This window comes from candidate division WOR-3 bacterium, from assembly GCA_039803925.1.
GTDB lineage: Bacteria > Hydrothermota > Hydrothermia > Hydrothermales > JAJRUZ01 > JBCNVI01.
On sequence record JBDRZL010000008.1, the window covers coordinates 29,246 to 39,891 of the forward strand.

11 protein-coding genes are annotated in these 10,646 nt (G+C 31.0%); all 11 read right to left on the minus strand.

Annotated features, from left to right (window positions below; genetic code table 11):
• From rpsO to ftsZ, 11 genes are read right to left on the minus strand one after another with little or no spacing between them, the layout of a single operon-like run.
• Window positions 1–267, minus strand: a complete 267-nt coding sequence (gene rpsO / locus ABIN17_04810) for a 30S ribosomal protein S15 (GenBank protein MEO0284377.1) — start codon at window positions 265–267, stop codon at window positions 1–3.
• Window positions 268–283: 16 nt separating this feature from the next.
• Entirely contained in the window at window positions 284–1,234 is a 951-nt protein-coding gene (ribF, locus tag ABIN17_04815) for a riboflavin biosynthesis protein RibF (GenBank protein MEO0284378.1), read from the minus strand.
• The gene (gene truB / locus ABIN17_04820; protein ID MEO0284379.1) at window positions 1,206–2,117 is read right to left on the minus strand and encodes a tRNA pseudouridine(55) synthase TruB; all 912 of its coding nucleotides are present in this window, start codon (window positions 2,115–2,117) and stop codon (window positions 1,206–1,208) included. Before truB ends, ribF begins: the two co-directional genes overlap by 29 nt.
• A 7-nt stretch (window positions 2,118–2,124) precedes the next feature.
• Complete coding sequence (gene rbfA, locus ABIN17_04825) at window positions 2,125–2,403, minus strand: 30S ribosome-binding factor RbfA (protein ID MEO0284380.1); 279 nt, start codon at window positions 2,401–2,403, stop codon at window positions 2,125–2,127.
• Between the two features lies 1 nt (window position 2,404).
• Window positions 2,405–2,689 carry a DUF503 domain-containing protein gene (locus ABIN17_04830; protein ID MEO0284381.1) on the minus strand — a complete coding sequence of 95 codons (285 nt, stop codon included), beginning with the start codon at window positions 2,687–2,689 and terminating at the stop codon, window positions 2,405–2,407.
• Window positions 2,686–4,896, minus strand: a complete 2,211-nt coding sequence (infB, locus tag ABIN17_04835) for a translation initiation factor IF-2 (GenBank protein ID MEO0284382.1) — start codon at window positions 4,894–4,896, stop codon at window positions 2,686–2,688. Before infB ends, ABIN17_04830 begins: the two co-directional genes overlap by 4 nt.
• Window positions 4,893–6,107: a transcription termination factor NusA gene (gene nusA, locus ABIN17_04840; GenBank protein ID MEO0284383.1), complete on the minus strand. Its 1,215-nt coding sequence runs from the start codon at window positions 6,105–6,107 to the stop codon at window positions 4,893–4,895. The genes infB and nusA overlap by 4 nt, the downstream gene beginning before the upstream one ends.
• Window positions 6,108–6,560: a hypothetical protein gene (locus tag ABIN17_04845; GenBank protein MEO0284384.1), complete on the minus strand. Its 453-nt coding sequence runs from the start codon at window positions 6,558–6,560 to the stop codon at window positions 6,108–6,110. It lies immediately after the preceding gene.
• Window positions 6,553–8,256, minus strand: a complete 1,704-nt coding sequence (locus ABIN17_04850; protein ID MEO0284385.1) for a proline--tRNA ligase — start codon at window positions 8,254–8,256, stop codon at window positions 6,553–6,555. Before ABIN17_04850 ends, ABIN17_04845 begins: the two co-directional genes overlap by 8 nt.
• A gap of 17 nt (window positions 8,257–8,273) precedes the next feature.
• The gene (locus ABIN17_04855) at window positions 8,274–9,467 is read right to left on the minus strand and encodes a glycosyltransferase family 4 protein (GenBank protein MEO0284386.1); all 1,194 of its coding nucleotides are present in this window, start codon (window positions 9,465–9,467) and stop codon (window positions 8,274–8,276) included.
• Window positions 9,468–9,478: 11 nt separating this feature from the next.
• Window positions 9,479–10,615 carry a cell division protein FtsZ gene (ftsZ, locus tag ABIN17_04860; protein ID MEO0284387.1) on the minus strand — a complete coding sequence of 379 codons (1,137 nt, stop codon included), beginning with the start codon at window positions 10,613–10,615 and terminating at the stop codon, window positions 9,479–9,481.
• Window positions 10,616–10,646 lie beyond the last annotated feature (31 nt).

Below are 10,646 nucleotides of genomic sequence, written 5' to 3' on the forward strand. Positions count from 1 at the left end.
TTATCCTCTAATGGAAAGTTCGTTTATAACTTTTTGGTAGAGTTTATAGTCCTCTCTTTTTAGATAGTTTAGAAGTCTTTTTCTTTTTCCTACAAGTTTAAGAAGACCGTATCTTGTATGAACATCTTTTTTATGTTTCTTTAGGTGCTCTGTAAGATAGTTTATTCTTTCCGTAATTAGAGCAATTTGAACCGGTGCACTTCCAGTATCTTTTTCATTTATCCTGAATTTTTCTATTATTTTTAATTTCTCCTCTTTTGTCAACATATTATTGTAGTTTTTTTTAATCGGGATTTGAACCCTTTTTTAAAAAATAAGTATATCCTATATTTATATCTTTTTCAATTTGTTTTTTTAGTTCTTCAACACTATCAAACTTCATGTCATTTCTAATAAATTTGTGGAATTTTACCTTTAAATTTTTTTTCTTAAACTCACCATTAAAGTTAAAAAGATATACTTCGAAAACTTTTTCTTTTTCATTAAAAGTTGGTCTTGAACCGTAGTAAAGTAAACCCTGGTAGGTTTTGTTTTTTATCTCAGTTTCAACAATATAAACTCCCTCTTTAGGTTTTATCTTTAATTCTGATATTTTTAAATTTATGGTTGGAAACCCAAGTTTTTTACCCCTACCAGAACCTTTAATTTTTGTTCCATTTATGAAAAAGTTGTATCCGAGTAAAGTATTTGCTTCCTCTATTTCTCCCTTTTCTATAAGTTCTCTTATTCTCGTGCTTGAAATTTTTCTGTTTTTGTAAGTTATAAAGGGAAAAATAGTTAAAACTTTACCTTTTTCTCTCGCTATTTCTACCATTGTAAATATATTACCTTTTTTATCTTTCCCAAAAGTATGATCTGGTCCAAGAATAAGTCTTGAAATTTCTAAATTAAGAAGTTTATCTGCAAAAATTTCAGGTGAAGTCTCAGCAAGTTTTTCATCAAAATTTAAAATCCAGACCTCATTTACTTTCAAACTTTTTAAGATTTCAATTTTTTCTTCAAGTGTAGTCAAAAGGAAATTATTTCTGTTTTTATGAAAGAACAAATAAGGGTGGGGTTCAAAAAACAAAACTACTAAGTTAGTTTTAAGAATTTTTGAAATTCTTCTGCCTTCTTCAATTAGAATTCTATGACCTCTGTGAACACCATCAAAGTTTCCAGGTATTAAAACTGGGGGTTTTTCTACTGAGGGAAAATAAGGGAATTCAATCTTCTGAATTTTCAATTTCTTCAATTTTAGAAAAAACTTTTCTTGGATTGAGAAAATCAACATCTATCTGTCCTATCCCTATAAAGTTTTTATTTTCATCGTAAACTCTAACAAAAGAAAATCTTTTTAAATTGGCAGAAAATCTTATAAAACTGCTGAAAGGAACAGGAACACCCTTTTCAAAGTTTGAAACAGCTTCATTTTTTAGAGAAACTTCACCAAAATGAAGAACACCATACTCAAGGGGTTTCAAATTCTGTATGAGGTCATTGTTTGGATCAATTGATTCCTTTATATAAAAGTGCCCAACTCTTTCTCTTAATAGGTTTTCAATAACACCAAGGGTTCCAAGTTTTTCAGCTATATCCTTTGCTAAAGCTCTTATGTATGTTCCCTTTGAACAAGTTACCCTCATTGTAAAACCGTTTTTCCTTATATCAAGAAGATTTATCTGCTTAATAAATACTTTTTTTGATTTAGGCGTAACAAGTATACCTTGTCTTGCAAGCTCATATAATCTTTTTCCGCCTTTTCTGACTGCGGAGTAGGGTGGGGGCACTTGCTCTATTTCTCCTTCAAATTCCTTTATTATTTTTTCCAATTTCTCCTTTGAAAATTCAGGAATTTCTTTACGCTGTATAACTTCTCCTGTAATATCCCAGGTGTCGGTTAAAATTCCCAGTTTTACATCAGCAATGTATACTTTTTCCAGTTCCATTACATAGGGTAAAAGCTTTGTAGCTTTTCCTATTCCTATAACAACAACACCAGTAGCATGAGGGTCAAGATTTCCGGCATGACCTACTTTTTCCACATTTAAAGTTTTCTTCACATGTCTGACACAATCATAAGTTGTCCAGCCCCTCGGTTTTTTTATGTTGAGAAACCCGTTAATTTTTTCACTCATATAATCTTTACCTCCTTATAAAGAAAATTTCTGGCATAAATTTAAGTTCTATTTTTTCCGCAATTTTTTTTCTAATAAAATTTTTTGCTTTTTCAATGATCATATCTATTTTTTCTTCTTCCTTTAACTGGGTATAAAAGATTTTCGCCCTCTTTAAATCACTCGATATCTCTACATCAAGAATTAATAAATTTAATAGCCTGGGATCATCTATATCATTCCTTATTACTTCATTCAGGACTCTCATAATTTCCTTTGAAACTCTTTCAGGTCTGTATGTTTTCAATTTAGTCCTCAGGTAGAAAATTTATCTTTAAAACCTCAATACTGTTTTCTCTCATCAAAAAATCCTTTATTTTTGAAATTCTTTCATTTAGATTATACATGTCTTTTGCTGCTATTGCAATATCAAGCACACTTTTATTCCACAATTCATTATCATCAACTTCTGCTACTGAAACGTTGAAATTATTTAAAATTTTCTGCTTTAAACTGTTTAAAATTTTTCTTTTCTCTTTTAATGAAAAGCTCTCGGGAATTAGAATTTCTATCCTTATACCTCCTATGCTCACTTTAATGTTTTTTCTTTTTTGATTTTAATAAATACTTCAATTATGTCACCTTCTTTAATATCTGAATAATTTTCTATATGAAGGCCACATTCTTTACCCGATTCAATTTCAGAAACATCTTCCTGGTAGTGTTTAAGAGAATCTATTTTACCTTCATGAATAACTTCACCGTTTCTTTTTACTCTTGCAAGGTATCCTTTAACAATTTTTCCGCTTTTAACCAAACAACCTGCTACAAAACCAAGTTTTGATACCCTAAAAACTTTTTTTACTTCAGCTTCACCAACTACTTCTTCTACCTCTTCAGGTTCAAGCATTCCTACTAATAATTTCTGAATTTCATCTAATGCATGGTAAATGATTTTATGTTCCATAATAAGTATTTTTTCATTTTTTACAAGATTCCTTGCCTTTGAATCCACTCCTGTATTAAAGGCAAGTATTACCCCCTTAGAGGCTGATGCAAGTAAAACATCGTTTTCTGTTACCATTCCAATGCCTTTATGAATTACATTTACCTTTATTTCTTCATATTGCATTTTAGAAAGAGTATCAGATAAAGCGTCTACTGAACCCTGAGTATCAGCCTTTATTATAAGAGGCAATTCTTTTAATTCACCTTTTAAAATCTTTTCCTGTATATTTGTTAGGGCTGTCTGAAGCTCAGCTCTTTTTATCTGCTCTTTTTTCAATTCCTTTCTTCTTTCAGCTTCTTCTTTAGCTTCTTTTTCAGATGGCATGGTAATAAGTATATCTCCTGGAGTTGGTAGCTCTTCTAAACCCTGAACTACACATGGTGTTGAGGGATAGGCTTCCTCAATAACCTGGTCCCATTCATTATATAGATTTCTTACCTTACCCCAAGTAGTTCCAACTAAAACCGGATCTTTTTTTCTTAAAATACCTCTCTGAACTATTACAGTGCAAAGAGGTCCTCTTCCTTTATCAAGTTTAGTTTCTATAACAACTGCCCTTGCTCTATCTTTTAATGATGTTCTTATATCTAACTCTTCAGCAACAAGTAGGATTGCTTCAAGTAAATTATCAATTCCCATTCCTGTTTTTGCTGATATTGGTACTACAATTGTTTTCCCACCCCATTCTTCTGGAACAAGCCCTTCTTCTGCAAGTTCTGCCATAACTTTTTCTAAATTGGCATTTGGAAGATCCATTTTATTTACTGCTACAATTATAGGAACACCTGCAGCTTTTGCATGGCTAATAGCTTCTCTTGTTTGCTCCTTTACGCCTTCATTTGCAGCAACAAGGAGGAGAGCAATATCAGTAACTTGAACTCCTCTTGCTCTTAAAGCTGTAAATGCTTCGTGTCCTGGTGTATCTATAAAAGTTATTTTATGACCCTGATACTCAATCTGATACGCACCAATATGCTGGGTAATTCTTCCAGGTTCTTTTTCTGCCAGTTTAGTTTTTCTTATGTAATCAAGAAGTGTTGTTTTACCATGGTCAACATGTCCAAGAACTGTAATAACTGGTGGTCTTCTTTCCCCAAGTTCTTCTTTTTCTTCTTCAACCAATTCCTCTGCTTTAATCTCTACTTTAAACCCAAATTCTTCTCCTATTATCATCATTGTTTCTACATTAATGACTTGATTTATTGTGGCAAAAACACCATGGGATATACATTTTTCTATTACTCTTGCAGGATCTACTCCCATCATTTTTGCAAATTCACCCACAGTTAATGCTCCTGGAATGTATAGAATATTTTCCTTTACTTCTTCAAGGGTTTCTGTCTCTTCCTTTTCTTTTTTAATTTTTTTCTTTATTTTAGGCCCTGTTCTTAGTCTGGAAAGAGTCTCCTTTAATTTATGTTCTATTTCTTCTTCTGTTAATACAGGTCCTTCTTCAACAGTTTTTAATTCTTTCTCTTCTTCACCCCATATTTCTTTTTTCTTTTTTAACATTTCCATCTCTTCTGTTTTTTTTCTCTCAATAAATTCTTTTATTTTCTTTTCTGTATCCTCATCAACTAAGCTTGTATGTGATTTTACCTCAATTCCCATTTCTTTCATTAATTCTTGTAAAGCTTTAGAAGACATTTCCAGCTCTTTTGCTAAATCCCTAACTTTTTTACCTTTTTCCCTCGGTTTTCTAACCCTTTTTACTTCTTTTGTCTCCTTTTTAGTTTTTTCTTTTAATTTTACCTTTTTTTCTTTTTTCTTATCTTTTTCTTTTTTTTTCATCTTTCAAATTTCTCCTTATTTTCATTTAAAATTTTTCTAATTTCATTTTCTTCCAGCTTCATTGCTTCTAATCTACCTCTAAGTTCGTGTATTGAAAAAACTCCATCTGTCTCTTTCTTTAATTCAACTTTTATCTCTTCAGGCAAAATCATTTCCTCAATAAGAACTTTTTTTCTTCCTTCCCATTCACTCTGGGATATAACCCATATCTCAATGCCTACAAGTTTTGAGGCAAGTTGAACATTCTGTGAACCTGTTCCTTTCGCAACCTTTATCTCTTCATCAGGCACAACAGCAATAATTTTATTTTCTTCTTCAATCATTTGGATTGGTCTTGCAGGTGAGAGGGCATTCTTAGCAAATTCTTTTTTATTTTCTGACCACGGGATAACATCAATTTTTTCTCCTGCAAGTTCTCTTGTGATTATCTGTATCCTTGAACCTCTCACACCGATACAGGCACCCTGAGGATCAACTCTCGGATCATGGCTTCTTACAGCAATTTTTGCCCTTTCTCCAGGAATACGAACAATTCCCATTATTTCAACTATTCCATCAAGAATTTCAGGAACTTCAAGCTCCAGTAATTTCTTTAAAAAATTAGGGTGGGTTCTTGATATTTTTACAAGTGGTCTCCTTCCAGAGGTTTCAACACTCAAAACAAGACCTCTTACTTCAGCTCCGATTCTATATTTTTCTTTTCTAATCTGTTCCTCGGGCGGCATAAAACCATCTGCCCTACCCAGTCCTAAATATACGCCAGATTTATCTACCTTTTGAATAATTCCTCTTACTATATCACCAATTTTTGTTTCAAAGTCCTTATAAATTCTTTCCTTTTCCGCTTCTTTTATCTTTTTTGTAAAAATCTCCCTCATTCTATATACTACACCTCTTCCAAGTTGTTCTATATCCATTTCAATTTTGATACTTTCTCCCGGAACAACAAGAGGTTTTATTTTTTTTGCATCCTGGTAGGTTATCTCATAGTTTGGATTTTTTAATTCATTAACTACCTTCTTTAAAATCCATATTTTAATTTGTCCCACCTTATCATTGATTTCAACTTCAACAGGGAAGGCATTATCCCTATAATACTTTTTAATAGCTATTTCAAAGGCATCTTTAAGTGATTTTATAACATATTCCCTATTAATCCTTCTCAATCTTGTTATTTGATCAATGTATTCCATAAGTTCATAAGTCTTCATTTAAATTTCCTCCATTTCACATAATTTAATTTTTTTTACTTCTTCCACCGGTATTTTAATTAAATTTTTACCAATTACAATATAAAATAAATTTTCCTTAAAATCAAGTAGATGTCCCTTAAACTCACGATCTTTTGTTATTATTTTTATTCTTTTACCTTTAGCCCATAAGTATTCTCTTTCAGATTTAAGTTCTCTATTTAGTCCTGGAGATGTGACTTCAATTTCAGGTTCTATATAAATACCTTCCACTTTAAGAATATTAATTAACCTTTCTGCCCATTTTTCAGTATCTTTAGCGGTGATACCGTTTTTTTTATCTATTGTTAAAACTATTCTAAATTTTCTACCTGTACCTTTAACTTCTAAATCAAGGAGATATATATTTTCTTCCTCCAGTTCTTTTTCTAATATATTCATAAGGGCTTTTTTAATACTATCTGCATCAAACATTATTAAGTTCCTTTTTCTTTTTTTCTATAATTTCTTTTGTTTTTAAAGTAATATCTTTCAAATTTACCTCTATTTTTTCTTTACTTTCTCTTACGAAAATATCTATTAACCCTTTTTCAATATTTTTACCAAGTGTTATTCTGATCGGTACACCTATAAGATCAGCATCCTTGAATTTAATACCCGGAGTTTCTTCCCTATTATCTATTATATAATCTATTTTATTTTCTTTAAACTCTTTTTCAATCTTTTCAGTCAAATTTTTGTCTAAATTAAAATCAACAATATGAACCTCAAAAGGTGAAATAGTAATGGGAAGTGAAAGACCATTTTCATCCTTATAAAGATCAGCAGCAGATAATAGAATTCTTCCAATTCCTATACCATAACTTCCCATAATTATTGGTTTTTTTGAACCATCTTTATCTGTAAAATATGCTCCCATTGTTTCAGAATACCTTGTACCAAGTTTAAAGATGTGGCCAACCTCTATTGCATTTTTAAAAATTAGTTCCTCAGAACAAAAATAACATAAGTCTCCTTCCTTAGCCTCTCTTATATCCCCGATTTCCATTATTTTGAAATCTTCTTTTGGCACTATTCCCTTTATATGATAATCTTCTTCACCAGCTCCAATTACTCCACCTTCAATCTCATAAGCATATTCATCAATAATAAGGGGTAAATTACAATTTAATGGTCCAACAAAACCAGCAGAAACACCGAGTATTTCTTTTACTTCCTCAGGTTCAACAATTCTGATCGGAGAGTTTAAAATTGAAGATAACTTTCCAATGTGTAATTCATAGTCACCTCTAACAGCAGCAAGTATTGGTTTTTCTTCTTTCATTACAAGAATACTTTTTATTATACCTTCAAGGGGAATTGAAAGGAATTCTGAAACTTCTTGAGCACTTTTTATCTTTGGTGTATAAACTTTTTCCTTTTTTTTATTACCTTTAAAACTTTTTATTTTAGGCTTTGATTTTGCCACTTCCTTATTTGCTTTATATCCGCATTTTGGACATATAACCAGTTTATCTTCTCCATAAAGACTTTCCACCATAAATTCACCTGATTCCTTACCACCCATAATTCCGGAAGAAGCCTGAACAAAATGAAATTTTAAACCGCATTTTAAAAAAATTTTTTCATAGGCTTTTTTATGCTTTTCATAAGATTCGTCCAAACCCTCCCAAGTAGCATCAAAAGAGTAAGAATCTTTCATTGAAAATTCTCTGCATCTTAAAAGTCCTCCTCTTGGTCTTGGCTCATCTCTAAATTTTGTTTGAATCTGATACCATATCTGTGGCAAATCCCTGAAGGATTTTATTTCATTTTTTGCAAGATATGTAACTATTTCTTCATGAGTTGGAGATAGGGCAAATTCTGAACCTTTTCTATCTTTTAATCTGAAAATATCATCACCAAAAGATTCCCATCTTCCTGATTCTTCCCATATAGATTTAGGTGATAAAGCAGGCATTAGCATTTCCTGGGCTCCGATACTATTCATTTCTTCTCTTACAATATTTTCAATTTTTTTTATACTTTTAAAACCTAAAGGCAAGAAAACAAAAACTCCTGCAGCAAGTTTTCTTACATATCCTGCCCTCAATAAAAGGGCATAAGCAGGATTATCTGCTTCTCTTGGTACTTCCCTTAGAGTAGGAATAAAAGATCTTTCAAATTTCATACTGTAATTATAAGAAATTATTTTTTAAAAAGTGAAACATAAAAATTTCCTATTTTTTCCCAGTCGTAATTCTGTGCTAAGTTTATTCCCTCCCTTATAAATTTTTCTCTTAAATTTTCATCTTCAATTATTGTTATAATAGCTTTTTTAAGAGACTCAACATCTCCTGGTGGAACAATTAACCCATTTACACCATTTTCTATTACATCTCTTATTCCACCTACATCACTTGCTATAACAGGAACACCTGCACCCATTGCTTCTAATATAACTGTTGGAAGTCCTTCTGTATCACCTTCCTCTGTAATAATTGAGGGAACTACAAGAAGATCAGATTCATTTAAAATTTTCGGAATTCTCTCCCTTTCAACCCAGCCTAAGAAATTTACATAATTTTCTAAATTTAGTTCTTTTACCAATTTTTTTAACTCTATTTCTAAGGGACCTGTTCCTCCAAGATTTAGTATTACATCTTTATAAATATTTATTACTTTTTGTAATGCATAAAGGAGATATTTAATTCCCTTTTTTTCAACAAATCTTCCTAAAAAAAGAATTTTGAATTTTTCTTTTTTAATTTTTTTATCTTTAACAAAAGAAATTTTCATACCCATGGGTTTTACAAAAATTTTTTCTTTTTCTGAAGGACTCTTTTTATTTAAAATTTTTAAAATTTTTTCTTTTAATATGTTACTTACACAAATTATATAATCAGAGTTATTGTAAATAAATTCTGTTAAAATTTTTCTAAAAGGGAGTTTTTCTATTGTATAAACATCAATGGCATGTGCAGTTGTTATATGCTTAATTTTAAGAAACTTTTTGAAAAAAGAACCTATTAAACCACTCGGAATTATCCAATGAGAATGAATGATATTTATTTTTAATTTTTTTATTAATCTGTAGGTAAAATAAAAGTAGGAGATAAAAAAAAAGGGAACCTGCAATTTTGCAAGAAAGCTTTTTTTGATATTTCTCATAATTCCACCCTCATAACATAATTTCTGTAAATTTAAAGGGAAAAAATAAGGAAATCTATAAACTTTCACACCATCTAACTCTTCAAAAAACTTTGAATTTTTATGATGAGGTGCTAAAACTATAACTTCAAATCCTTTATTTTTTATTTCTTTTGATAATTCAAGTACAAATGAAGGTGTAGTATCATTTTTGTACCTTGGAAAAGTTGTTGTTAAAACAAGAACTTTCATTAATTTAATTATTAAATTTCTTCAGTTTCCTCCTTTTTTTCTCTATCAAAATAATAAATTTTTTCTTTATTTAAAGAAGGTCCCCTCCTTCTAAGGATTGCAGGTTCTTCATCATTTCCATTTTCATCAAATTTTGTGAAATTCAAGTCCTTAAAAGGATGAAAATTAGGTTCTCTTTTTTCTGAAGTATCTGAAATTCCCGAAGCAATTAATGTAATTTCTATCTTACCCTCCATTTCCTCACTGTAGTCAAGACCTGTTATGATTTCTGTGTTCTCTGAATCTACTTCATTCATTACAAAGTCCATAACTTCATTAATTTCTCTTATGGTTAAATCGTTTCCTCCAACTATATTTAAAAGAACTCCCTTTGCGTGTTTAACTCCTTCTGTATCAATGAGAGGAGAAAAGATTGCCTCTCTTGCAGCATTTTTAGCTCTGTTTTCTCCTTCAGCAATCCCAATTCCCATGACAGCTTTACCTCCATATTTTAAAACAGTTTTTATATCAGCAAAGTCAACATTTACATACTGGGGTTTCTGAATAACATTAACTATTCCTTTAACAGCTTGAAAAAGGACTTCGTCAACCTTTTTAAAGGCTTCTTTCAAAGGCAGGTTTTCGTTTCCATTTTTTAATAATCTCTCATTTGGGATTACAATATAGGAATTAACATAATTTTTAAGTTCATTTAAAGCTTGTAGAGCTTTTCTTTGTCTTAATGGTCCTTCCATCAAAAAGGGTAGAGTAACAACCGCCGTAGTGAGAACATTGAGTTCTTCTTTACAGAGTTTAGCTATTACAGGGATTCCTCCGCTACCTGTTCCTCCTCCAAGACCTGCTGCAAGGAATATCATATCTGCATCCTTAAGTATGTTTCTGATTTCTTCAATGGATTCTTCTGCTGCTTTTTTTCCTATCTCAGGATCACCACCAGCTCCTTGTCCTTTGGTTATATTTTTTCCCAGTTGAATTTTTATATTTACAGGTATTCTATTTAAAGCCTGGACATCTGTATTTGCAACTATAAGTTCCACATTTTCAACTCCTTTTTCTGTCATATATCTCACAGCATTGGATCCACCGCCACCTATACCTAAAACTTTTATTCTTATTGGCTTTATTGAGCTTTCATTTAATTTTATCATTCCGTGCTCCTTTTTTTTAAAAGGGATTAGA

What these genes read in the sequence shown, in the direction of transcription:
- rpsO (MEO0284377.1), bottom strand. Translation starts at nt 267, where the DNA reads ATGTTGACAAAAGAGGAGAAATTAAAAATAATAGAAAAATTCAGGATA.
- truB (MEO0284379.1), bottom strand. Translation starts at nt 2,117, where the DNA reads ATGAGTGAAAAAATTAACGGGTTTCTCAACATAAAAAAACCGAGGGGC.
- infB (MEO0284382.1), bottom strand. Translation starts at nt 4,896, where the DNA reads ATGAAAAAAAAAGAAAAAGATAAGAAAAAAGAAAAAAAGGTAAAATTA.
- nusA (MEO0284383.1), bottom strand. Translation starts at nt 6,107, where the DNA reads ATGAAGACTTATGAACTTATGGAATACATTGATCAAATAACAAGATTG.
- ABIN17_04845 (MEO0284384.1), bottom strand. Translation starts at nt 6,560, where the DNA reads ATGTTTGATGCAGATAGTATTAAAAAAGCCCTTATGAATATATTAGAA.
- ABIN17_04850 (MEO0284385.1), bottom strand. Translation starts at nt 8,256, where the DNA reads ATGAAATTTGAAAGATCTTTTATTCCTACTCTAAGGGAAGTACCAAGA.
- ABIN17_04855 (MEO0284386.1), bottom strand. Translation starts at nt 9,467, where the DNA reads ATGAAAGTTCTTGTTTTAACAACAACTTTTCCAAGGTACAAAAATGAT.
- ftsZ (MEO0284387.1), bottom strand. Translation starts at nt 10,615, where the DNA reads ATGATAAAATTAAATGAAAGCTCAATAAAGCCAATAAGAATAAAAGTT.